The 23,671-nt window shown below is 43.4% G+C and carries 26 protein-coding genes and 1 pseudogene; 17 read left to right on the forward strand and 10 right to left on the reverse strand.

The genetic code is table 11. The annotated features are described in order from the left end of the window. Positions 1-183: 183 nt before the first annotated feature. From C1T29_RS21410 to C1T29_RS21445, 8 genes are all read left to right on the forward strand, one after another. On the forward strand, positions 184-1,191 hold the full coding sequence (locus tag C1T29_RS21410; RefSeq protein ID WP_103749291.1) for a LacI family DNA-binding transcriptional regulator: 1,008 nt from the start codon (positions 184-186) through the stop codon (positions 1,189-1,191). Then, complete coding sequence (rbsK, locus tag C1T29_RS21415) at positions 1,166-2,047, forward strand: ribokinase (protein ID WP_103749290.1); 882 nt, start codon at positions 1,166-1,168, stop codon at positions 2,045-2,047. The genes C1T29_RS21410 and rbsK overlap by 26 nt, the downstream gene beginning before the upstream one ends. Further along, positions 2,044-2,439, forward strand: a complete 396-nt coding sequence (gene rbsD / locus C1T29_RS21420; RefSeq protein ID WP_103749289.1) for a D-ribose pyranase — start codon at positions 2,044-2,046, stop codon at positions 2,437-2,439. Before rbsK ends, rbsD begins: the two co-directional genes overlap by 4 nt. Positions 2,440-2,454: 15 nt before the next feature. Next, complete coding sequence (gene rbsA, locus C1T29_RS21425; RefSeq protein WP_014665614.1) at positions 2,455-3,936, forward strand: ribose ABC transporter ATP-binding protein RbsA; 1,482 nt, start codon at positions 2,455-2,457, stop codon at positions 3,934-3,936. Between the two features lies 1 nt (position 3,937). Beyond that, positions 3,938-4,906, forward strand: a complete 969-nt coding sequence (gene rbsC, locus C1T29_RS21430; protein ID WP_040081615.1) for a ribose ABC transporter permease RbsC — start codon at positions 3,938-3,940, stop codon at positions 4,904-4,906. Positions 4,907-4,918: 12 nt separating this feature from the next. Next, positions 4,919-5,836, forward strand: coding sequence for a ribose ABC transporter substrate-binding protein RbsB (gene rbsB, locus C1T29_RS21435; RefSeq protein WP_069150446.1), 918 nt, complete (start codon positions 4,919-4,921; stop codon positions 5,834-5,836). Between the two features lie 109 nt (positions 5,837-5,945). Then, entirely contained in the window at positions 5,946-6,482 is a 537-nt protein-coding gene (locus C1T29_RS21440; RefSeq protein WP_103749288.1) for an SH3 domain-containing protein, read from the forward strand. A 155-nt stretch (positions 6,483-6,637) separates the two neighbouring features. Beyond that, positions 6,638-6,934 carry a DUF3892 domain-containing protein gene (locus C1T29_RS21445; RefSeq protein ID WP_014665619.1) on the forward strand — a complete coding sequence of 99 codons (297 nt, stop codon included), beginning with the start codon at positions 6,638-6,640 and terminating at the stop codon, positions 6,932-6,934. A 39-nt stretch (positions 6,935-6,973) separates the two neighbouring features. On the opposite strand, the gene C1T29_RS21450 is transcribed toward C1T29_RS21445, so the two are convergent. The 3 genes from C1T29_RS21450 to alsS all read right to left on the reverse strand — a co-directional run bounded on the left by C1T29_RS21450 (position 6,974) and on the right by alsS (position 10,142). Continuing rightward, a complete protein-coding gene (locus C1T29_RS21450) occupies positions 6,974-7,501 on the reverse strand; it encodes an NAD(P)H-dependent oxidoreductase (protein ID WP_103749287.1) in 528 nt (175 codons plus the stop codon). A gap of 99 nt (positions 7,502-7,600) precedes the next feature. Further along, a complete protein-coding gene (gene budA, locus C1T29_RS21455) occupies positions 7,601-8,368 on the reverse strand; it encodes an acetolactate decarboxylase (protein WP_014665621.1) in 768 nt (255 codons plus the stop codon). Between the two features lie 61 nt (positions 8,369-8,429). Next, positions 8,430-10,142 carry an acetolactate synthase AlsS gene (alsS, locus tag C1T29_RS21460; RefSeq protein ID WP_103749286.1) on the reverse strand — a complete coding sequence of 571 codons (1,713 nt, stop codon included), beginning with the start codon at positions 10,140-10,142 and terminating at the stop codon, positions 8,430-8,432. A gap of 156 nt (positions 10,143-10,298) precedes the next feature. Between alsS and alsR the strand changes: the two genes are divergently transcribed. Next, positions 10,299-11,207, forward strand: coding sequence for an acetoin biosynthesis transcriptional regulator AlsR (alsR, locus tag C1T29_RS21465; protein ID WP_103749285.1), 909 nt, complete (start codon positions 10,299-10,301; stop codon positions 11,205-11,207). Between the two features lie 210 nt (positions 11,208-11,417). Next, positions 11,418-12,746 carry an arsenic transporter gene (locus C1T29_RS21470; RefSeq protein ID WP_103749284.1) on the forward strand — a complete coding sequence of 443 codons (1,329 nt, stop codon included), beginning with the start codon at positions 11,418-11,420 and terminating at the stop codon, positions 12,744-12,746. Between the two features lie 54 nt (positions 12,747-12,800). Here C1T29_RS21470 and C1T29_RS21475 read toward each other — a convergent pair whose 3' ends face one another. The 3 genes from C1T29_RS21475 to cotH all read right to left on the reverse strand — a co-directional run bounded on the left by C1T29_RS21475 (position 12,801) and on the right by cotH (position 15,502). Further along, on the reverse strand, positions 12,801-13,478 hold the full coding sequence (locus C1T29_RS21475; RefSeq protein WP_095432017.1) for a DUF2642 domain-containing protein: 678 nt from the start codon (positions 13,476-13,478) through the stop codon (positions 12,801-12,803). A 58-nt stretch (positions 13,479-13,536) separates the two neighbouring features. Next, the gene (locus C1T29_RS21480; RefSeq protein WP_208945559.1) at positions 13,537-14,286 is read right to left on the reverse strand and encodes a spore coat protein; all 750 of its coding nucleotides are present in this window, start codon (positions 14,284-14,286) and stop codon (positions 13,537-13,539) included. 127 nt (positions 14,287-14,413) lie between these two features. Next, positions 14,414-15,502, reverse strand: coding sequence for a spore coat protein CotH (gene cotH / locus C1T29_RS21485; protein ID WP_103749282.1), 1,089 nt, complete (start codon positions 15,500-15,502; stop codon positions 14,414-14,416). Between the two features lie 141 nt (positions 15,503-15,643). Here cotH and C1T29_RS21490 point away from each other — a divergent pair. The 3 genes and pseudogenes from C1T29_RS21490 to C1T29_RS21500 all read left to right on the forward strand — a co-directional run bounded on the left by C1T29_RS21490 (position 15,644) and on the right by C1T29_RS21500 (position 17,445). Further along, positions 15,644-16,153, forward strand: a pseudogene (locus tag C1T29_RS21490) (spore gernimation protein GerQ). A gap of 173 nt (positions 16,154-16,326) precedes the next feature. Further along, positions 16,327-16,944, forward strand: coding sequence for a flavin reductase family protein (locus C1T29_RS21495; RefSeq protein ID WP_014665629.1), 618 nt, complete (start codon positions 16,327-16,329; stop codon positions 16,942-16,944). Between the two features lie 156 nt (positions 16,945-17,100). Further along, a complete protein-coding gene (locus C1T29_RS21500) occupies positions 17,101-17,445 on the forward strand; it encodes a DUF4181 domain-containing protein (RefSeq protein ID WP_095432202.1) in 345 nt (114 codons plus the stop codon). Between the two features lie 2 nt (positions 17,446-17,447). On the opposite strand, the gene ggt is transcribed toward C1T29_RS21500, so the two are convergent. Further along, the gene (gene ggt / locus C1T29_RS21505; RefSeq protein WP_103749377.1) at positions 17,448-19,025 is read right to left on the reverse strand and encodes a gamma-glutamyltransferase; all 1,578 of its coding nucleotides are present in this window, start codon (positions 19,023-19,025) and stop codon (positions 17,448-17,450) included. Between the two features lie 213 nt (positions 19,026-19,238). On the opposite strand from ggt, the gene chrS reads away from it, so the two are divergent. Genes chrS through chrA form a run of 3 tightly spaced genes read left to right on the forward strand, consistent with a single transcriptional unit; the run spans position 19,239 to position 20,850 of the window. Beyond that, a complete protein-coding gene (gene chrS, locus C1T29_RS21510; protein WP_069838571.1) occupies positions 19,239-19,715 on the forward strand; it encodes a chromate efflux transcriptional regulator ChrS in 477 nt (158 codons plus the stop codon). 14 nt (positions 19,716-19,729) lie between these two features. Continuing rightward, a complete protein-coding gene (chrB, locus tag C1T29_RS21515; protein ID WP_095432204.1) occupies positions 19,730-20,317 on the forward strand; it encodes a chromate efflux transporter subunit ChrB in 588 nt (195 codons plus the stop codon). Then, positions 20,314-20,850 carry a chromate resistance efflux protein ChrA gene (gene chrA, locus C1T29_RS21520; protein WP_021480764.1) on the forward strand — a complete coding sequence of 179 codons (537 nt, stop codon included), beginning with the start codon at positions 20,314-20,316 and terminating at the stop codon, positions 20,848-20,850. Before chrB ends, chrA begins: the two co-directional genes overlap by 4 nt. 26 nt (positions 20,851-20,876) lie before the next feature. On the opposite strand, the gene C1T29_RS21525 is transcribed toward chrA, so the two are convergent. Together C1T29_RS21525 and C1T29_RS21530 are read right to left on the reverse strand one after the other, a co-directional pair. Next, entirely contained in the window at positions 20,877-21,098 is a 222-nt protein-coding gene (locus tag C1T29_RS21525; protein ID WP_095432205.1) for a hypothetical protein, read from the reverse strand. Further along, positions 21,095-21,640, reverse strand: a complete 546-nt coding sequence (locus C1T29_RS21530; protein WP_103749280.1) for a flavodoxin family protein — start codon at positions 21,638-21,640, stop codon at positions 21,095-21,097. The genes C1T29_RS21525 and C1T29_RS21530 overlap by 4 nt, the downstream gene beginning before the upstream one ends. Positions 21,641-21,762: 122 nt before the next feature. On the opposite strand from C1T29_RS21530, the gene C1T29_RS21535 reads away from it, so the two are divergent. Further along, positions 21,763-22,644, forward strand: coding sequence for a LysR family transcriptional regulator (locus tag C1T29_RS21535; RefSeq protein WP_095432207.1), 882 nt, complete (start codon positions 21,763-21,765; stop codon positions 22,642-22,644). An 84-nt stretch (positions 22,645-22,728) separates the two neighbouring features. On the opposite strand, the gene C1T29_RS21540 is transcribed toward C1T29_RS21535, so the two are convergent. Continuing rightward, positions 22,729-23,445 (reverse strand): endonuclease V, encoded by a 717-nt coding sequence (locus C1T29_RS21540; protein WP_095432208.1) that lies wholly within the window; start codon positions 23,443-23,445, stop codon positions 22,729-22,731. Positions 23,446-23,671: the final 226 nt, after the last annotated feature.

The raw sequence follows: 23,671 nt of genomic DNA on the forward strand, positions 1-23,671 counted from the left end.
TTTGTTCAAGATATCTTCATCCATATTTGTGAAGACTTTGTCAAAAAAAGAGTGAAAACCTTAAATTTTTCAATTATATATACAATTTACAAATAGATTTCTTTTGATATTTTTATTGCCAACTTCGGATCACCCATGATAATCTATCTATGTAAACGGTTACATAAACGAGGAGGAGCTGTTTTGGCTACAATTAAAGATGTCGCCGGAGCGGCGGGCGTTTCAGTTGCGACGGTTTCCCGCGTCCTGAATGGTAACGGCTATGTACACGAAGAAACGCGAACCCGTGTCATAGCGGCGATGGAGGAGCTGAACTATTACCCGAATGAAGTCGCCAGATCTCTATATAAAAGAGAATCCCGGCTGATCGGACTTTTGCTCCCGGATATCACAAACCCTTTCTTCCCCCAGCTTGCCCGCGGTGCGGAGGATGAATTGAACCAGGAGGGCTATCGCCTTATTTTCGGCAACAGTGACGAGGAATTGAAAAAGGAACTTGAGTACCTTCAAACATTTAAGCAAAACCATGTTGCAGGCATTATTGCCGCAACGAATTACCCGGATCTTGAGGAATACAGCGGCATGAATTATCCGGTCGTTTTTCTGGACAGAACACTTGAAGGGGCCCCTTCTGTGTCCAGTGATGGCTATACAGGAGGAAAGTTAGCCGCCGAAGCTATTATTCACGGAAAAAGCCGGCGCATTACGCTCTTGAGAGGCCCCGCTCACCTGCCGACCGCTCAGGACCGCTTTAACGGCGCTTTGGAAATCTTACAGCAGGCTGAAGTTGATTTTCAGGTCATTGAGACGGCTTCGTTTTCTATTCAAGATGCACAATCAATGGCGGAGAAGCTGTTTGCCGCTTATCCAGCGACAGACGGTGTGATCGCGAGTAACGATATTCAAGCCGCTGCAGTTTTACATGAAGCATTGCGGCGCGGAAAAAACGTGCCGGAGGACATTCAAATTATCGGCTATGATGACATTCCGCAAAGCGAGCTGCTGTTCCCGCCACTGTCTACAATTAAACAGCCATCATATGATATGGGAAAAGAAGCAGCCAGACTGCTTTTGCGTATCATCAAAAAACAGCCGCTGGCAGAAACGGCCATTCAAATGCCTGTCATCTATATAGGAAGAAAGACGACAAGAAAGGAAGATGAGGATGCGCAATATTTGTGTGATTGGTAGCTGTTCTATGGATTTAGTGGTCACCTCGGACAAACGCCCAAAAGCCGGTGAAACGGTTCTTGGCACGTCGTTTCAAACTGTGCCGGGCGGCAAAGGAGCAAATCAGGCGGTTGCCGCAGCCAGACTTGGGGCTCAAGTATTTATGGTCGGGAAGGTTGGAGACGATCATTATGGAACAGCTATTTTGAATAACCTAAAAGCAAACGGCGTTCGCATAGACTATATGGAACCGGTTACACATACGGAAAGCGGAACCGCTCATATTGTGCTTGCTGAAGGCGACAACAGCATTGTCGTTGTCAAAGGCGCGAACGATGACATCACCTCAGCGTATGCGATACACGCGCTTGAACAGATTGAAAAGGTCGATATGGTTCTGATTCAGCAGGAAATTCCGGAGGAAACGGTTGATGAGGTATGCAAATACTGCCATTCCCACGATATCCCGATCATGCTAAACCCGGCACCGGCCCGCCCGCTGAAGCAGGAAACAATTGATCACGCCACCTATCTCACGCCGAATGAACACGAGGCTTCGCTCTTATTCCCTGAGCTTACCATTTCTGAAGCTCTGGCGCTTTATCCGGCAAAGCTCTTTATTACGGAAGGAAAACAAGGCGTCCGCTATTCGGCTGGCAGCAAAGAGGTGCTCATCCCGTCCTTCCCTGTAGAGCCCGTTGATACAACCGGAGCCGGTGATACGTTTAACGCAGCCTTTGCCGTGGCTCTGGCTGAAGGAAAAGACATTGAAGCTGCATTGCGGTTTGCCAATCGTGCCGCTTCCCTTTCTGTCTGTTCCTTCGGTGCCCAAGGCGGAATGCCGACAAGAAATGAAGTAGAGGAGCTGCTGTCATGAAAAAACACGGTATACTGAACAGCCATCTTGCCAAGCTTTTAGCTGACCTTGGCCACACTGATAAAGTTGTCATTGCAGATGCCGGATTGCCGGTCCCTGACGGCGTTTTGAAAATTGATCTTTCATTAAAGCCGGGTCTCCCGGCTTTCCAAGATACAGCGGCAGTGCTCGCTGAAGATATGGTCGTCGAAAAAGTCATTGCCGCAGCTGAAATAAAAACATCTAATCAAGAGAATGCGAGATTTCTAGAAAATCTTTTCTCTAAACAAAAGATTGAATACCTTTCGCACGAGGAGTTTAAGCTGCTGACAAAAGAAGCAAAAGCCATCATAAGAACGGGTGAATTTACACCATATGCCAACTGCATCCTGCAGGCGGGTGTGCTTTTCTAGAAAGGAGGAGAAAACATGCAGATTGAAATGAAAGACATTCATAAAGCATTTGGAAAAAACCAGGTGCTATCAGGCGTTTCCTTTCAGCTCTTACCTGGCGAGGTTCACGCGTTAATGGGAGAAAACGGCGCTGGCAAGTCCACGCTTATGAACATTCTGACAGGCCTGCACAAATCGGATCAAGGTCAAATCAGCATAAATGGAAACGAAACGTACTTTTCCAATCCAAAAGAAGCGGAACAGCATGGGATAGCCTTTATCCATCAGGAATTGAATATCTGGCCGGAAATGACTGTTCTGGAGAATCTATTTATCGGTAAGGAGATATCCTCCAAGCTGGGCGTTTTACAAACAAGAAAAATGAAAGCGCTAGCAAAAGAGCAATTTGATAAACTCTCTGTCTCTCTTTCTCTCGATCAAGAAGCTGGTGAATGTTCTGTTGGACAGCAGCAAATGATTGAAATCGCAAAAGCGCTTATGACAAATGCCGAAGTGATCATTATGGATGAGCCGACCGCTGCTTTGACCGAACGAGAAATCAGCAAGCTCTTTGAGGTCATTACAGCATTAAAAAAGAACGGCGTCTCCATTGTCTATATTTCTCATCGCATGGAAGAAATTTTTGCGATTTGCGACAGAATTACCATCATGCGTGACGGAAAAACGGTGGATACAACAAACATCTCAGAAACTGATTTTGATGACGTCGTCAAAAAAATGGTCGGACGGGAGCTGACTGAACGATATCCAAAACGCACTCCTTCTCTCGGTGACAAAGTATTCGAGGTGAAAAATGCCTCCGTAAAAGGGCGTTTTGAAGATGTCAGCTTTTATGTTCGTTCCGGTGAGATCGTCGGTGTATCAGGATTAATGGGAGCCGGCCGGACAGAAATGATGAGAGCGCTGTTCGGCGTTGACAGGCTGGACACGGGCGAAATATGGATCGCTGGGAAAAAGACAGCTATTAAGAACCCGCAGGAAGCGGTGAAAAAAGGGCTCGGCTTCATTACAGAGAACCGCAAGGATGAAGGGCTTCTGCTCGACACCTCGATCCGCGAGAATATTGCCCTGCCCAATCTGTCCAGCTTTTCACCAAAGGGTCTCATTGATCACAAGCGGGAGGCTGAATTTGTCGATCTGTTAATCAAACGCCTGACTATCAAAACAGCATCACCGGAAACGCACGCACGCCATTTGTCAGGTGGAAACCAGCAAAAAGTGGTGATAGCCAAGTGGATCGGCATCGGACCGAAAGTGCTTATCTTGGATGAGCCAACCAGAGGTGTGGATGTTGGAGCCAAACGAGAGATTTATACGCTGATGAATGAGCTGACCGAACGCGGCGTCGCTATCATCATGGTGTCATCAGAGCTGCCGGAAATTCTCGGAATGAGCGATCGGATTATTGTGATCCATGAAGGCAGAATCAGCGGAGAAATCGATGCGCGAGAAGCAACACAAGAACGAATTATGACACTTGCCACGGGAGGGCGGTAATATGAAAACGGAACAACTGCAAACAGAACACAAACGGATTCACTTCGACGGAGTCATGCAAAAACTCGGCCCGTTTCTTGGTTTATTTATTCTCGTAATCATTGTATCTATTTTAAATCCCAGCTTTCTTGAACCACTGAATATATTAAACCTGCTTCGCCAGGTCGCCATTAACGGATTAATCGCGTTCGGCATGACGTTTGTGATTTTGACAGGCGGCATTGATCTTTCTGTCGGCGCTATTCTTGCTCTGTCCAGCGCTTTAGTTGCGGGAATGATTGTATCCGGTGTTGATCCGGTTCTCGCGATCATCCTTGGCTGTATCATTGGTGCCATGCTCGGCATGATCAACGGATTATTGATCACAAAAGGAAAAATGGCGCCCTTTATCGCCACACTTGCGACTATGACTGTGTTTCGCGGACTGACGCTTGTGTATACTGACGGAAATCCAATTACCGGACTTGGCACAAACTACGCTTTTCAGATGTTCGGACGCGGTTACTTTTTAGGCATTCCTGTACCGGCAATTACGATGGTTCTTGCCTTTGTCATCCTTTGGGTGCTTCTTCATAAAACACCATTTGGACGCCGAACATACGCTATCGGCGGCAACGAAAAAGCCGCGCTCATTTCAGGCATCAAAGTGACACGCGTGAAAGTGATAATCTATTCTTTAGCCGGACTTTTGTCCGCTCTTGCAGGTGCCATATTGACTTCCCGCCTGCATTCAGCCCAGCCGACTGCCGGGGAATCGTACGAACTTGATGCTATCGCGGCAGTCGTCTTAGGCGGAACAAGTCTTTCCGGCGGCCGCGGCCGCATTGTCGGCACGTTAATCGGGGTGCTGATCATCGGCACACTTAATAACGGGCTTAATCTGCTTGGCGTCTCATCATTTTATCAGCTGGTTGTCAAAGGGATTGTCATCTTAATTGCGGTATTGTTAGACCGCAAGAAGTCAGCATAGGAGGGTTTTCACATGAAAAAGGCTGTATCCGTCATTTTAACGTTATCATTATTTTTGTTAACCGCCTGTTCGCTTGAGCCTCCCCAATGGGCAAAGCCGTCAAACTCGGGGAACAAAAAGGAATTCACCATCGGCTTGTCCGTCTCAACGCTTAATAATCCTTTTTTTGTCTCATTAAAAAAGGGCATCGAAAAAGAAGCTGAAAAACGGGGAATGAAAGTGATCATTGTGGATGCACAAAATGATTCATCGAAACAGACAAGTGACGTGGAAGATTTAATTCAGCAAGGCGTTGATGCATTATTAATCAACCCGACTGATTCTTCGGCGATCTCAACGGCAGTAGAATCTGCAAACGCAGTCGGTGTGCCCGTCGTCACAATCGATCGATCCGCCGAACAAGGAAAAGTTGAAACTCTCGTTGCTTCCGATAATATAAAAGGCGGTGAAATGGCCGCGGCGTTTATTGCCGACAAACTTGGAAAAGGAGCAAAGGTAGCAGAGCTAGAAGGCGTGCCTGGCGCCTCTGCCACACGGGAACGCGGCTCCGGATTCCATCACATCGCAGACAAAAAGCTCAATGTCGTCACAAAACAATCAGCTGACTTTGACCGCACCAAAGGCCTGACAGTCATGGAAAATCTGTTGCAGGGTCATCCTGATATCCAAGCTGTTTTTGCTCACAATGATGAAATGGCGCTCGGTGCTCTCGAGGCAATTAACAGTTCGGGGAAAGACATATTGGTGATCGGTTTTGACGGCAATAAAGATGCGCTCGCTTCCATTAAAGACGGAAAGCTATCAGCCACCGTCGCTCAGCAGCCTGAATTAATCGGTAAACTGGCTACAGAAGCAGCAGATGACATTTTGCACGGAAAAAAAGTAAAAAAATCAATATCCGCGCCTCTCAAACTAGAAACACAAAAATAATAGTCAAGGATCAGATTTTTATCTGATCCTTTTTCATGTTTAGAAACCTGCGATAACGTGAATAGGGATATAGAATGAATTATTTCTCTTACGTGAGGAGAGGAACGACATGAACAAACCAATAAAAATATTTTCAACTTTAGCACTTGCGGCTGGAATGACTGCGGCTGCTGCAGGCGGCGCTGACACGATCCATGCTCAACAGCCAGAAACAACTGTAAGCATTGACGATTTATACAGTTATCCGATTGATTCTTATTTGGTGTCAGCAGAGGCTCTAAATGTCAGAACGAAGGCTTCCGCATCAAGCCAGAAAGCCGATACACTGCACTTAGGCGATAGCTTAAAGCTGATTTCCTTCTCAAATGCTGACTGGGCAAAGGTTCATTATAAAAACGGAAAAACAGGCTTTGTCTCCACTCATTATATTGTAAAAGCAGCAACAACAGTAAAAACCAAAACAAAAACGAAAGTATACACATCCGCTGACGGAAAGAGCATTAAGACTCTCCCAGCAGACACAAGCGTTTCTTTTTTAGGCTGGAGTAAAACGAATAAAGGCGGATTTGATTTTGATTGGGTATTCGTTGATTATGGCGGTGCGACAGGTTATATGAAAACAAAGGATTTACACATGACAAAATAACTGCGAGGGATTCCGCATTTATGCGGAATCCCTTTTATTATGAATTAATTTGTCACATTCCCAAGATATTTCTCAGGAAATATTGTCGTATGCTGTGTCGAAACCTTACATGATCATCGACATTTTTGTTCACGCTAAAAAGCGGAGATGTAAATATGGATCAATTTGAAGCAGCATACGAATCGTATAAAGCCCGGCAAACAACTGCCGATCAGGAAAATGTTCCATCTGGAAAAGAAGAAATTATTGCGGTTAGAAGAAATGAGGAAGACAATATTATCGCAGTGAAAACCAATACAGGAAGAGAGCTCGATTACCCTACAGCTCTGTCAGAAGCAAAAGCAGGAAAGCTCGCTCATGTTGATGTCTTTCATAAATACGGGCGTGACATTTTGCGAAGTGAACCGGACGGCACGAAGGAAAATAACCTGTCTGAACTGCCGGATTTTTAATCACAAACAGCCCTGCCATATGTCGGGCAGGGCTTTCTTTTAAACAAAAGGCTGCTGGATGTATTCGGCTAATCGTTTTGCACTGAGAGAAATATCCTCTGAAGTTGCATAATTCACGCCATAGAACAAATATGGAGGCAGATACTTCATACCGATCAGATTACTCGTGGCCTGAAATGGTTTCAATAGCTCACTGATCGAGTAATGATTGGCGCCGCCGGCTTGATATTTTTCCGCTTCGCTTCCTGTTGACACAGCCAGCATCAGCTCCTTGCCATGCAAAGCATTTCCTTCTGAACCAAATGCCCAGCCGTAAGTCAGCACAAGATCCTGCCATTTTTTCAAGAGTGGCGGAGAGCTGTACCAATATAGCGGGAATTGAAAGAGAATCCGATCGTATTGCTCGCACAACTGCTGTTCCTTCGCAACATCTATCGCTTCGTCCGGGTATTCTTTATAAAGATCCCGTACTGTGATATTGTCATGTTTGCTCAATTCTTCAGCCCACGCCTTATTAACAACTGAGGTCTCCATATGAGGATGAACTGCCAAAACCAATATTTTCATCAGACCACACCCTTACTGTTTTGATGTTATTTTATCTAAAATCAGGAAAAGAGCCAAATAAAAAGAAAGCCCTGCAATAAGGGGCTTTCTTTTTTTCTTTTATTCAGGGCTTCCTTCAGTTGTTTCGATATCTTTCGCAAAATCAGGGTTATCCAGATTCGCATTAAAGAAATCCGCTGTGTTCGGAAGTCTGAGATTCATGTTCATTTTTTGAGAAATCGTAACCGTGCAATCCTCTAGCACATAGTCAAAAACATGTCCGCCTGAATTGCGTCCTTCGTCAATGAAGTGCAGATGATAGCCAGAAACGGCGATTCCGTTTGCATAAGCTGGCGTCAAGAAACCTACGATCGTTCCTCGCACGTTGTCGAAGTTGAAGATCGGCTGTGTTTTGACCGCTTCAACCATTGGCACGTAAGGTTTTTCTTGCAATTCTACCGTCCTTGTCTGCACCTTTTTAAACAATCCGTCAATGCGGATAGCGTAAAATAAGTTTTTGCTTGGCAGAATGCTGTTGATCTCTTTTTCAAATTCTTCACGTGTCATTTTCGCATCAATTTTGTGCGTCATGTCCGGTGTAAAGAACGTAAATGAACAGAACGGTGAACGGTCCCCTTTTTGGACCGGTGTCGCGGTTCCGTCTGAGCGCAAACGGTAAAATTCCCCGTCAAACCCAATCAGCTCTCCGTCAAGCTTGTTAAAGGTTCCGATACCGAAGTCCCCATATTTCGGAATCTCTGACAGTTCAAAATCCCCGTCATATACTCCGTCTAAAAGAGAAGTCATTGTTGATACTTGATAAATCTGGCTCACAGGCTGATCTTTTTGGCCGCGGTGGAGCACTTGAATGTTGCTTTCGCGTTTCATATTTCCCTTCACTCCTTTTAATTAGTGCTGTTCATAAAACAGTGTCGTGATGCGCAGAGTGCTAGAGAGCTTTCGTTTTCATGAGTTCCCCGAATTCTTTCGGAAGCTTGTCACTTGCTAAATTAATGTTATCACTATAGTCAACCGGGACATCAATGATAACAGGACCTTCAGCGTTCATGCCTTGACGCAGAACATCTGCCAGCTGGTCTGGTGATTCTACGCGAAAGCCAGTTGCCCCGAAGCTTTCCGCATATTTCACGATATCGATATTTCCGAAATCGACCGCAGATGTACGGTTATATTTTTTCAATTGCTGGAATGCAACCATGTCATATGTGCTGTCGTTCCATACAATGTGTACAATTGGTGCGTTTAGTCGAACTGCTGTCTCTAACTCCATTGCTGAGAATAAGAAACCGCCGTCACCAGAGACAGAAACCACTTTTTCTCCCGGTTTCACCAATGAAGCGCCGATTGCCCAAGGAAGCGCAACGCCGAGTGTTTGCATACCGTTACTGATCATTAATGTTAACGGCTCGTAGCTGCGGAAATAACGTGACATCCAAATCGCGTGTGAACCGATGTCACAGGTCACTGTAACATGATCATCGACTGCATTACGCAATTCTTTAACGATTTCAAGAGGATGCACTCTGTCTGATTTCCAATCTGCAGGCACCTGCTCACCCTCATGCATATATTGTTTTAAATCAGAAAGGATTTTCTGCTCACGTTCTGCAAAGTCCACTTTTACAGCATCGTGTTCGATATGATTGATCGTGGACGGAATGTCACCAATCAATTCAAGTTCCGGCTGGTAAGCATGGTCAATGTCAGCAATAATCTCGTCTAAATGGATGATTGTCCGGTCTCCATTGACATTCCAGAATTTCGGATCATATTCAATTGGGTCATAGCCGATAGTCAGAACGACATCCGCCTGCTCAAGCAGCAAATCGCCAGGCTGGTTGCGGAATAAACCGATCCGGCCGAAGTACTGATCCTCTAAATCTCTTGAAAGGGTACCGGCAGCCTGATATGTTTCCACAAATGGAAGCTGAACCTTTTTCAAAAGCTTGCGAACCGCTTTAATCGCTTCCGGTCTACCGCCTTTCATGCCGACTAAAACGACAGGAAGTTTTGCTGTTTGGATTTTTGCGATGGCCGCACTGATTGCATCATCTGCTGCAGGACCGAGTTTTGGCGCTGCAACAGCACGCACGTTTTTCGTATTTGTGACTTCATTCACAACATCTTGCGGAAAGCTCACAAAAGCGGCCCCAGCCTGCCCTGCTGACGCTATCCTAAATGCATTTGTAACAGCTTCCGGTATATTTTTTACATCTTGAACCTCTACACTGTATTTTGTAATCGGCTGAAATAGCGCCGCATTATCTAAAGATTGATGTGTCCGTTTTAAACGATCTGAACGGATCACGTTTCCTGCAAGCGCAACGACAGGGTCTCCTTCAGTGTTCGCTGTCAGCAAACCTGTTGCCAAGTTAGATGCACCCGGCCCTGATGTGACTAACACGACTCCCGGTTTTCCAGTTAAACGGCCGACTGCTTGCGCCATAAATGCTGCATTTTGTTCGTGCCGGGCAACGATAATTTCAGGTCCTTTATCTTGTAAAGCATCGAATACCGCATCAATTTTTGCACCCGGAATGCCAAATACATGTGTGACACCTTGCTCCACTAAGCAATCAACAACAAGCTCCGCCCCTCTGTTTTTCACAAGGGATTTTTGTTCTTTTGTTGCTTTTGTCAACACCCTCACTCCTTATTATGCATTTTAACGTAAAATTTTAAATGACTTGTGATACGTTTCACTATACACTCTTTGGAAATTGACCTCCAATATCGATTCGCCTTATGATTAATATGTAATACGAATTATTAACCTATGGAAAGGAATGCATATTGAATGGAGCTTCGCCATCTTCAATACTTTATCGCGGTAGCCGAAGAGCTTCATTTCGGAAAGGCTGCCCGACGGCTGAACATGACGCAGCCTCCTCTCAGCCAGCAGATCAAACAGCTGGAGGAAGAAGTCGGGGTGACGCTTCTGAAAAGGACAAAACGATTTGTCGAGCTTACCGCAGCAGGAGAAATCTTTTTAAATCATTGCCGCATGGCATTGATGCAAATCGGACAAGGAATTGAATTGGCACGGCGGACGGCCCGAGGCGAGCACGGCCATCTCGTAATCGGTTTTGTCGGATCAGCTACATATGAATTTCTGCCGCCGATTGTCCGGGAATATCGCAAAAAATTCCCATCTGTAAAAATAGAGTTACGTGAAATATCCTCGTCTAGGCAGCAGGAGGAGCTACTAAAGGGCAACATTGATATTGGTATACTTCATCCTCCCTTACAGCATACAGCTTTGCATATCGAAACCGCCCAAAGCAGCCCTTGTGTTTTAGCTTTGCCTAAGCAGCACCCATTGACTTCTAAAGAATCAATTATGATTGAGGATTTAAGAGATGAACCAATTATTACTGTAGCTAAAGAAGCATGGCCTACTCTATACATGGATTTTATTCAGTTCTGTGAGCAAGCGGGCTTCAAGCCCAACATCGTCCAGGAAGCTACAGAATACCAAATGGTGATTGGTTTAGTCAGTGCTGGAATTGGCATTACATTTGTTCCTTCCTCAGCCAAAAAATTATTTAATTTGGATGTAACTTATCGAAATATGGACCAAATACAGCTTAATGCAGAATGGGTTATCGCTTACCGCAAAGACAATCATAATCCGCTTTTAAAGCACTTTATTCATATTTCAAATTGTCAGCAGACAAGAACTAAAGAGAGTGATGCAGGTACATGAACGTTACTTGCAATCTCTTTTTTCTTTTGGGATTCTTATGGAATTTTTATTAATTTAATATAATCGCTTAGTACAACTTCATATCAGTATACGTATACATACAGTACAAATAGTTGGCAAGGACATTAGTAAGCGCATGACAATCGTCTGATTTTAATAATGAAAGATAGAGAGGTGAAGTAAATTATTGAGTTCACCAGCATATTAACATTGCTCGCTTTTTTCGCAACACTGATTTTTATTTACTGGAGGCCAAAAGGACTAAATGAAGCTATCCCCGCAACATTAGGCGCTTTAATGGTTTTATTGTGCGGAAGTGTGTCATTGGCAGACTTAGGGGAAATAGGAACAAAAGTCACGGGTGCATCGGTTACAATCCTTGCCACTATGATTATGGCCATTGCACTGGAAAGTTTTGGTTTCTTTTATTGGGTGGCTGCAAAACTGCTCCAACAATCCAGGGGTTCTGGCATCAAGCTTTTTTGGCTAACCAATTTGCTCTGCTTTCTCATGACCATTTTCCTAAATAATGATGGGAGCGTTTTGATTACAACCCCAATCCTTTTGCTTGTACTAAAATATTTAGGTTTAAAAAAACATCAAAAAACCCCATATTTATTAAGCGGTGTTTTAATAGCCACAGCCTCTAGCGCACCGATTGGCGTAAGTAATATTGTGAATTTAATTTCTCTCAAAATCATTGGAATGGATCTTTATCTTCATACCGCCATGATGTTTGTCCCTAGTATGATGGGACTCATTTTTATGACTTGTCTACTGTTTATGTTCTTTTATAAACGTCTTCCCAAAAGCCTGCCAGATATACCGGGCCATTTTCAGTCTCTGCAGCATAGAAGGTACCATCCCCTTCATTCGCCGTCAGCTCCTTTACGAGAACGAAATCAAACAAAAATCATGCTGTTTGTGCTTGCATTTGTTTTTCTCGTCAGAATGAGTCTATTTGCAGCATCATATACCGGTATTTCTGTTCCTCTTGTCGCTGTCATCGGATCTGTTATTCTTTTGGGCTGGAGATGGATTTATTTCAAAACCTCCCCGAAAGACTTGTTATACAAATCTCCTTGGCACATTTTTATATTCGCTTTTACTATGTATGTCTTAATTTATGGTCTGCATAATATCGGATTCACTGAGTTGCTTGTGAGCTATTTTGAACCAGTGGTTTCTGGAAGCCTCGCCCATGCAACTTTCGCATCGGGTATCTCTACTTCAGTCTTTTCTAATCTATTTAACAACCATCCAGCTTTAATGATCAGTACTTTTACCTTAACTGAAATGCCACTGAATCCTTCAACAACAAAAATCATCTACTTGGCAAATATTATCGGCAGTGATATCGGTTCATTATTATTGCCTATAGGAACCTTAGCAACGCTTATTTGGATGCATATACTAAAACAGCATGATGAAAGTATTTCATGGGGCGAATATATCAAAACGACCATTATCATCATTCCGCTGACTGTTCTTTTTACGTTGGCATGTTTATATGTTTGGATCAGTTGGTTATTTCTTTAGCCAGTATGGAATGAAAAACTGCCTTCCGCTATTCAAGAGGGCAGTTCTTATACACTAGGGAAGATGCATTGTCTTTAGATGATTCAACTTCCAAATGACCGGCTCTCCACTTGCGTTAATCAGCTCAATTATATTATTGGAAACATCTTTTAATAGTCCGACTTTTTCTGGCACCTCTCCCATATCGAATATGACCAATTCACCAATATATTTTTTGATCTGCTCCTCAAAATTACGGACAAGAGGAACATTGGAAGGCACGACAGGCAATTGTGAGTTATCAAGAGTATACGGTGTTTGTTCAGTTGAATAAGGGGTAAACCACTTTAAATGATGCATAGATATAAAAAGGATTTTAAATACGGGTGAGAAAAATACAATATAATCGTTTAAAACGTTTGTAACATACCCATGTATCGATCGACCCCCAGTTACATAAACTTCAATAAACTGGCTTTTGACCTTGTTTAATGTATTTCTATATGAAAAAGCTTGAGTTTCTGCCTCCGTCATTGGATCTTCCGGATTGATCAAAATTGATTTCTTATTGCTGGTCATAATTTTCGCCTTGTTCATTTGATGAAGATGCAACAATGGAATATAAAGATAATTGCAGCCATCAAATATAACAAAAATATCCTGTCCGACATCTATGAGGGTGCCAACAAACCTTGTATCTCCTGAAATGACAACCTCAACATCTGTGTCAAGTAATTGATTCAAACCTTTCACTATTCTCCTCCTTTAACTGAAAAAGGGCATCACTCAATCTGATGCTCCTCGTTATCAATTAAAATTTACGTTTCCAGTGATAGTCTATCGTTCTGACAATCGTTTCATGGCTATAATCTTCTTTTTGTCTTCCTGAACTTTTGAAGGAACTTGAATAATCTGATGATCTTGGTGATCGTTTAGATGATTTTGACGAACTTTTTGAACGTGACGAACGACCAGATTTGGATGATTGATAATCTGAAGATTTTAGTGATCGTTTAGATGATTTTGATGAAATGAACGAACTGCTGTCTTTATCATGATTGTCTTCTTGGTTTTGCTCATTCTTTTGATCCTCTTTTTTGTGCGACCCTTTTGGACCTAAGCTGATGCTTTTTATGTGAAAAGGATAGATGCGAAGCACCTCTTGATTTTTCACTAAAGTATAATGGCCGTCAGCATTATCTACAAGGATACCCTCAATTGCTTCCGGACCTCCACGATTAATGGAAACCCATTTATGAGTTAGGCTTTTAAAAACCTCGCTTAATTCATCAGCTTCCAGGACACCCGCTGGCGTCTGTTCTTCTGTTTTCAAATCGGACTCATGTTTACTTATGCTTTTGATGTGATGGATAGCAAAATACACTACCCCATCCTCATTTGTGTGTAACGCAGCGTAATCATCTCCCAGCCAGACTAATCTTCCTTTTTTAGATTCCGGACCTCCACGATATACAGTAACAATTTTATCTTTCATTGAGTGCAAAAAGTTATAATAAGATATTTCATTATTTGAATGATATTTCATTCTCCTCTTGCTCATTCAAATTCCTCCTAGTCACTTATACATAGATGATAAACATACTGCATATATACGTGTCACATTTATTTGTTGAACTAATTCAATAGCCTAATTGTCGCTTTTTCAGCGAATACCCATTTTCACACATTTATAAAATACTTAAATGATTATTGAGGTATTGTGAACGGTTTATAATATACTCGCAGATCACATCCGGCTCACGATCAAAACGCTCAATATCATTCTTTTTATACGGGTCCATCAGAACAAACGGCCTAATCCATTCATACATCGCCATGATTTTCGGTTTCATATATTCTATTGTAAAAAGAGATTGGAGCGTTTTTTCTAACAGGCGCTTGTAAGACCTGCGAAAATCGGGTTCATCCAATATCCGGGCGGTTAGTGTATTAAACCCTTGAATCCTTACATAATCGGCAGCCATCCGCTCTCCATGGATATCCCTGCCCCAGGTCGCGTCATAATCCCAAGGAATCACCTCAAATAATCCGGTTTCCCCGCTTCTGTATAATGCGTAGTTGTGGACAAACCCATCATAGTTTGAGGTGAATACAATACCGGCAAGCCATCGCAAATACTTATCGACATCCACATGCTTTGTCACTTCTGATTTAAACTGAGCTTTAGGGACCGTATTAATTTTAAAAATCATATCCTGTAAATAAAAATCATCCTCCTCAGTCCCTGTCTTCTTTTCATATCCAAGCTCCAGCGAGGTCTTCGTTTCTCTTTCCAAATCGCTCATCAGAGAAAAGTTAGCATCATCATCCACCGCGTAAAAAATCGCACCGTCCGCCAGCTTCCTTTTTGCTAAGTAATATTCATCAACGGATTCTAGTTCAAGATAAACCCCTTCATTCTTCCCATTCAGCTTTACAAACACAAACTCTGCCTTTGGAGACAGCGTCCCTAGCTCTGAGAAAAAATCCAGAGACAATTTGTTTCTCATCAAAGAAGGGTCTTTATACTCCGCATTTATGTGAATCTCTCGTGCGCCGCGGAATAACTTAGGCTGATAAAAGGAAATATGGTATGACTTCTTTTTGAAGTCTCTGATATGTGATCCCCGATACGCAATATCAATATCCAGCCTTTTTTGGTTTACCTTCATCACAGCCGGCACAGGATCATCGTCCCATATATCCTTTTTTAATTCACGCAAATCTTTTGGATGAACAAACAGCTGATAAAGCGGTAAATTGGATTGATTCTTCATCCATAATCCCCCTTACAAATTTTAGGCGTTTATTTTTATGCGATCTCAGCGGAACACTTATACACTTTTTAAAACCGCGCGTACTATGAGGGTAGTAAGGAGCTTCATCCTTAACATATTTTTAAAAAGGAGGATTTCAAATTGGGCCACTATTCCCATTCTGACATCAAAGAAGCGGTGAAATCCGCTAAAAAAGAAGGTTTAAAGGATTATTTATACCAAGAGCCTCATGGAAAAAAACGCAGTCATAAAAAGTCGCACAAAAAATCTCGCAGCCATAAAAAATCATACTGCTCTCACAAGAAATCTCGCAGCCATAAAAAATCATACTGCTCTCACAAAAAATCTCGCAGCCGCAAAAAATATTACTGTTCTCACAAAAAGTCTCGCAGCTACAAAAAATCTTACCGTTCTCACAAAAAATCTCGCAGCCATAAAAAATCTTGCCGTTCTCACAAAAAATCACGCAGCTACAAAAAGTCATAATTGTCTCACAAGAAAAAATCTCGCAGCTATAAAAAATCTTGCCGCACACACAAAAAATCTTACCGTTCCCATAAGAAACACTGCAAAAAGCACGATGATTATGACAGCAAAAAAGAATACTGGAAAGACGGCAATTGCTGGGTAGTCAAAAAGAAATACAAATAATTTAAGTTTCCATTGTTTCAATAGGCTGCCGGCTGAGGTACGGAAGCCTATTTTTTCATTTCCCCTGTATTAGATATATGTCATGACATAACATATGCAACCCGCATCATTTGGTTTCCTCGAAACCATTTCGTTATAATCAAGATATCCTAACGATAAAGGCGGTTGTTGCCATGTACATATTTCAAGCTGACCAGCTTAGTGCCAAAGACACATACAAGCTATTGTCAGGTACCGTTATTCCCCGCCCCATTGCATTTGTGACAACACTTTCTTCAGGAGGAGCGGTAAATGCCGCGCCTTTCAGCTTTTATAACGTCGTCAGCTCAGATCCTCCCCTCCTCAGTATTTCTGTGAACAGGGCGGGAGGACGCCAAAAAGATACAGCGCGAAACGCAGTGGAAAACGGAGAATTTGTCGTTCATGTCAGTGATGAAGACATCATTGAAGATATCAATGAAACGGCTGCAAACTTAGGGCCGGATGAAAGCGAGCTTACGCGCACCTCGCTTCACCCTGTTGAAAGCAACGCTGTTTCGGTTCCCGGCATTCAGGAAGCCCGTGTTCGCTTTGAGTGCACATTAGAGCGGCATATTACCTTTAACAATGATCAAGGAGTCACTACAGCAGATCTGCTCATCGGAAGAGTTGTCTGCTTCCACCTAGACGAAAAGGTGTATGATGCAGAAAAGGGATATATTTTGACAGATGAATTAAAGCCAGCCTCACGATTGGCGGGAAACCACTATGCCAAGCTCGGGGAAGAATTCACACTGATTCGTCCCAGCTGAACAGAAGGACTATTTAAATAGAAGGAACTAGTCAAAAAGACCTTGTGATTACATAATGTTACCTATAAAAAAGAACACCCGGGGAAAGTTTCGGGTGTTCTTTTATGAAACAATTTTCTTTTTTCTTTGTATAAAAGATAAATAGGGGGGATTAGAATGGAAGGCACTCATTTTTTGATTGTGATACTGGTCATGTTATTTACCAATATTGCTTTTTATACCTATGCCCGAAAAAAACTTGGAATCCCTAAACCACCTCGGTGGTATAAACCTGTAAATAGCACACAAGGATTGCTGGACATCATCTTGCTCATTTTATTAGGTTTTTCTTTGTTTCACTTTCCTCCCGAAAAGATGCTTATTTTATTTCTGCTCTTGTCGAATTGTTTGCGTACATTTATGGAATGGAAATATAGGCAGGAAGAAAAACAATATGTACACTATTTATTTGGTGCCGCGACACTTCTAGTTATTCTTATTTATATTTGTGTTTTCTTCTAATCTCAAACCCCCACAGCCGCTCCGTCTCCCCGGGGATCAGCTCCTCCTTGGAGAAATCCTTCTTCATCAACTTTAATTGCTGCTGCATGCCCCATCAGCGGATCATAGTCACCGACAACCTCCACGAGATGTCCGCTGTCTTTCAGTTTTTGGATTGTTTTCTCTGTGAATCTGCCCTCGACTCTGAGGCCTTCGTATTCCTCTCCCCACGTTCTGCCCCATACCCAGCGCGGTTCGCTGATTGCCTGCTGTGGATCCATTCCGTAATCCAGCATTCGGGTAATGATGGCCGTCTGGGTCTGCGGCTGGCCTTCGCCGCCTTGTGTGCCGTACAGGATTTTCGGCTTTCCGCCTTTACAGACCATAGCCGGCATCAGCGTATGGAAGGTGCGCTTTCTCGGTTCAAGCGTGTTGACATGATTTTTATCCAATGAGAAAAATGACCCGCGATTTTGCAGCAAAATGCCTGTATCACCGGCAGTGACTGCAGAGCCAAATTCAAAGTACAGGCTTTGAATGAATGACACTGCGTTGCCATCCGCATCGATTACGGCCGCATATGCCGTATCGCTTCCCACCGGCTTGCTTTCAGCCGGTACTGCGAGATAGCCGATTTCTTCTGCCAATCGTTTTGCATAACGTTTGTCCAAAAGCCTTTCAAGCGGGATGTCTGCAAACGCCGGATCAGTCAGGACGGCATTCCGATCTAGAAAACTCTTTTTCAATGCCTCCACAAGCACGTGATAATACGTAAAAGATCCATTTTCGATTTTGGTGAAATCATAGTTTTCCAAAATGTTTAGTGTTAATAAACCGGTAAATCCCTGAGAATTCGGCGGCGCCTGATACACACTGTATCCTCGATAATCACTTGAGACAGGCTCCGTCCACTCGCCCCGGTGCGCTTTAAAATCATCGAGTGTCATGTAACTGCCGTTATTTTGTAAATGCGAGACAATCCGCTGAGCGATATCTCCTTCATAAAATGCGTTTCTTCCTTTTTTGGCAATCATGTTCAAGCTCTCTGCAAGCTCTTTTTGCACAAACCGCTCTCCCGGAATAGGTGCTTTTCCTCTTCTTGTAAAAATGTCGGCTGTGTATGGCGTGGAGACGAGCAGTTCAAGATTCGTTTCTGTGTGACGGCACTGATCGGCTGATACAGGAAACCCATTTTGTGCATAATCGTATGCAGGCTCCAACACATCCTCAAGAGACATGCGACCGTACTCCTTCAGTACCGCATCCCAGCTATCAACCATCCCGGGCACGGTAATGGCACTGTCAATTCCCCGAAGCGGAATCACGCTTTTTCCCTTATATACATCTCTCGTTACGTTTTTTCCTGAACGTCCGGTGCCATTGTAGACTTTTACTGATTTTGTTTTCTGATGAAAGGTCAGCCAAAAGGCATCCCCGCCAAGTCCGGTCATATGCGGATACACAACCGCCAGGCAAGCACTCACCGCAACGGCGGCGTCAAATGCGTTACCTCCTTTGTCCAGTATGCGGTTTCCGGCCTGAGAAGCAAGATAATGCGGACTAACCACCATTTGCTTTGTACCGATGACAGATTTGTTCATCACAAGTCCCCTTTTTAAGAGATTTTCTTCAGTATAGGGAGCCTGATTTTTCACATCTACTGATCCGGCAGAAAAACTGACGAACTTTCTTCTTTTCGAAAACAATAAGATATTTATTCATTCATTTCGAAAACAAATAAAAATTTTTTCGTTCGAAACGTAACTTTTTATGATAAAATGATGGCTAAAAGGCTACGAAAGCAGGTGGAGCAATTGAGTCATGAATATCAAATCCCCAACCTTGTACTTGATGAGACTGATAAACAAATTCTCACGATTTTGCATGAAGAAGGCAGAATTTCTTATACGGATCTTGGCAAAAGAGTCGATTTGTCCCGAGTCGCCGTCCAGGCTCGTATCAACCAATTAATTGAAGCCGGCGTTATTGAAAAATTCACCGCGGTCATCAATCCCTCTAAAATCGGCATCCATGTATCCGTGTTTTTCAATGTCGAGGTAGAACCGCAATTTTTAGAAGAGGTCGCTCTTAAGCTTGAGGAAGAGCCTGCGGTCACCAGTCTTTATCACATGACAGGTCCGAGCAAGCTGCATATGCATGGGATCTTTGCCAACGATCAAGAAATGGAAGAGTTTTTAACAAAACGGCTGTATCCATTGCGAGGCGTCGTCAGTGTTGATTGCCAGATGCTGATCAAACGATACAAAAGCCGTATGGGAATGAAGCTGTAAAGGAGAGAAACAAAATGAAAAACCATACTTATCGGGATATGACGGCTGCGATGGTGCGCACCGGCATATTAGGATTCGGCGGCGGACCTTCCGTGATTCCGCTGATCCGCCATGAAGCGGTCAATAAATATAAATGGATTGATGATGATGAATTCGGAGAAATATTAGCAATCGCTAATGCGCTTCCCGGGCCGATTGCCACAAAAATGGCTGCGTATCTGGGCTTCAAGCTTAAAGGCACATTAGGTGCCATTGTGGCGACACTCGCCCACATTCTGCCTACATGTCTTGCGATGGTGGGCTTGTTTGCGGCAGTAAATGTGTTAAGCCATTCAGCAGTTGTTGCCGGCATGATAGGCGCCGTCACGCCGGTGATTGCAGTAATGCTCGGTATTATGGCGTACGAGTTTGGACAAAAAGCGCTTAAAGGTTTCGGCTGGGTCACCGGCATCCTGTTTTTTATCATCGCTTTTATCGGCCTGCAAACGTTTCAGATTAATCCCGGCCTTGTCATTATCATTTTCCTAGCGTACGGGGCGTTTCATTTTAAACTGAAAGACAAAGTCACAAATAAACATGATAAAGGAATGTCGGCCTCATGATATCGATCTATTTATTTATGGCGTTTTTTATCGCAAACCTACTGGGATATGGCGGCGGACCTGCATCTATCCCGCTAATGTTTGAAGAAGTCGTAAACAGATACAGCTGGCTTTCAAACGATCAATTCTCAAATATGCTCGCACTTGCGAACGCATTGCCGGGCCCCATTGCCACCAAAATCGCCGCGTATGTCGGCTACAGCGCAGGCGGTTGGCCCGGCTTCCTAATTGCCCTGATTGCAACCGTCGTACCGTCGGCGCTCGCATTGATCGTCCTGCTGCGCATCATCCAGCGCTTCCGCCAATCCCCTGTTATCAAAGGCATGACACTGTCCGTTCAGCCTGTCATTGCGGTCATGATGCTCATTCTTACCTGGCAAATCGGCGCAGACGGCATCAAAGCGATCGGCTGGGTCCAATCGATCGTGATTGCGGGAATTTCGCTCCTTGCCATGACAAAATTCAAAATGCACCCGGCATTTTTGATTATTGCGGCGTTTTTATATGGAGGCCTTGTGATCCCTCATTTATAGAAAAAAGCACCTGGACAGGTGCTTTTTTATTTTGGCCCAGAAATGCCGTTTGATATGACAGCTGTTTCTTCTCCTGCGTCACTCTTGATGATGTGCTTGACTTGCAGCGTGGTTCCTGCCATTCTCACAGATTTCTTCAACTGGGGTGAATTGGTTTCAACATGTATCCAAACAGGAGGCTTGACCTTCCAAAATAAAAAGAATGCAAGAATCAGCATGCCAGCAATGACCGACAGCAAAAACTTCATATCGCATCGCTTCTTTTCAGTAAGCGGCTCGCAGCGGACAGCGCCTGATGATCACGAAGAATATCGCCTGGACGATTGCCTTCTCCCAGCACATAACCTTTAAAGGGCATTCCCATAAAATGAAAAATATGTTCGAATTGCTGAATCAGCGGCAGCCCTTTTATTTTTGGATTGTCTCCGCCCACTGCTGTCACATATGCCTGTTTCGCTGACATTTGCTGTTTAAAATCAGGAAATCTCGGATCTCTCAACGTCTGTGACCAGCGATCAATAAACAGCTCTAATGTCCCTGACATGCCAAACCAATAAATTGGGGTGGCGAATACAAGAATATCGCACGGCAATATCCGCTCAATGATAGAATCGTAGTCATCTTGAACAGGTCGAAAGCCGTCTTGGTCGTGGCGCAGATCTTCAATTGGCTGGATTCGATATTTCCGCAAATGAATGTGCTCTGCATCAAATCCTTGAACAGCCTTCTCCGCAAGAATATCCGTATTTCCGCCAGACCGAGTTCCGCTGTTAATAACCGCAATTTTCATGATGCATCTGCTCCTTTGTTTACGAATGATTTTCTTCATTTTATAATGGATTCATCAATCAATACAGATGATTATTTCGATTAATCCAATCGCTAAAACCGATTTAGAAAGGAAGAGAACAAGTGGAATTGAAGCAGCTGATCACCTTTATTACGGCGGCAGAACATGTAAACTTCACCCTAACCGCCAAAATGCTTAATTATGCACAATCAAGCGTTACCTCTCAGATCAAATCACTTGAAGAAGAAATCGGGACGCCTTTATTTGAACGGCTCGGCAAGCGGCTTATCTTGACAGAAGCAGGAAAAACGTTCAAATCTTATGCACAGAAGATTATTGCGTTAACAGAAGAAGCGAAAATGGCCGCAAATCAAGTAAAAGAAACAACCGGAACCTTAAAAATCGGGGCGACGGAAAGCCAGTGCACATACCGCCTGCCGCCTATCATAAAAGAATTTAAACAGGCATTTCCCCAAGTAAAGCTCATATTCAAACCATATATCTCCAATGAACAAGCGAAAGAACAGCTTTTACAGGGCCAGCTTGATATCACCTTCATTTTGGATGTAAACCGGACGGAAGACGCACTGCACGTTGAATCTTTGATTCAGGATGAGATCAAAATGGTGGCTGCTAATGACCATCCTTTTCCTGCGGATTTACCAGTAACATTGAAGGATCTTCAAAACGAAACTCTTCTGCTGACAGAGGACGGCTGCTCGTACCGCACGCTCTTTGAGAACAATTTGCATGACTCCGGTGTCTATCCTAACAAATTGGAATTCGTCAGCATAGAAGCCATCAAACAATGCGTAATGGCCGGACTTGGGATTGGAATCTTGCCTGAAATGACAGTAAAAGATGATATTGCAGCAGGCCGAATGAAAGAACTCAATCGGCAGAGCGATTGCCCCGTTTTCACTCAATTAGCATGGCATAAGGACAAGTGGATGTCTGCGCCATTAAAGGCTTTTATCAATTTGACGCGGAAAACATTCAAATAAAATCTTTCCATAAGGACAAGGTTTTTGAGATCAGGAAAGCACACAGCATACAAAAAAACACTTGATGGCTTAGAGCCCCAAGTGTTACCCATGATTTTTCTGATAAAACGTTCGCAAGACATGTGTTTCAAGGTCAGCCAGGCGGACAGGGATCGGCAGTCTGCTTTCTTGATTGATTAAGCTCATCGTGATCTGATAGCTGCTTTCTAAATCAATATAATTACCGCAAGACAAGAAAATAGGCTTCACGTCCCTCCGCGTCCGCAGCGCCAGGCCATATACCTCGCCGTCAATGAGAATATCGGTGTATGCGCCGACTTCATTTTCAGGCATCACGAAATCACAGCCTTTGATTTTGAGATAGGTTTTCGCAATCCCAATCGTCGGCTTACCCAGAAAAAAAGCCGCATGGGTGGCAACGCCCATATGATTGTAATGCAGATATCCGTTGCCATCAAACAAGAAGACATCCGGCTCCGTCTCCAGCTTTTTCGCCGCTTCAATGATCAAAGGCAGCTCGCGAAATGCAAGAAAACCCGAAACGTACGGTACGCTGATTTTCCCCATGCTATGCACTTTTTCAATGACTTCTTTTGTATCAGCGTCAACCACGATAATACTGCACACCCCGTATGGTTCTCCATTCTGCTCCCAATAGGCGAGATCGACGCCTGCGCAGGTGTTGATGGAGTCTGGATGGATCGTGTGAGATAGGTTGATACGATTTCTAAGGGATTGTTGTATTTGAACAAAATCCGATTCATCTTTTAGATGAAAATCGTGAATTTGATGTATTTCCATTTTACTTGTTTCCCTCTCTTCGCGCTCAATTGTCCTGCATGTCGATTTTAGCAATGACTCCAAATTATTTCATTGAAAAATGCAGATAGTATAATCTGCTTTTTTCAATGATATTCATTTTTCATTTCTTTCATAAAAATATAATCCAATTGTTTAATTAATTCTTTAAGTTCAGTACACATAATATCCTCTAAAGGATTTTCCCAATCTTCGTTTTTTATTAGTT

The sequence above is a fragment of the Bacillus sp. MBGLi79 genome, assembly GCF_002953915.1.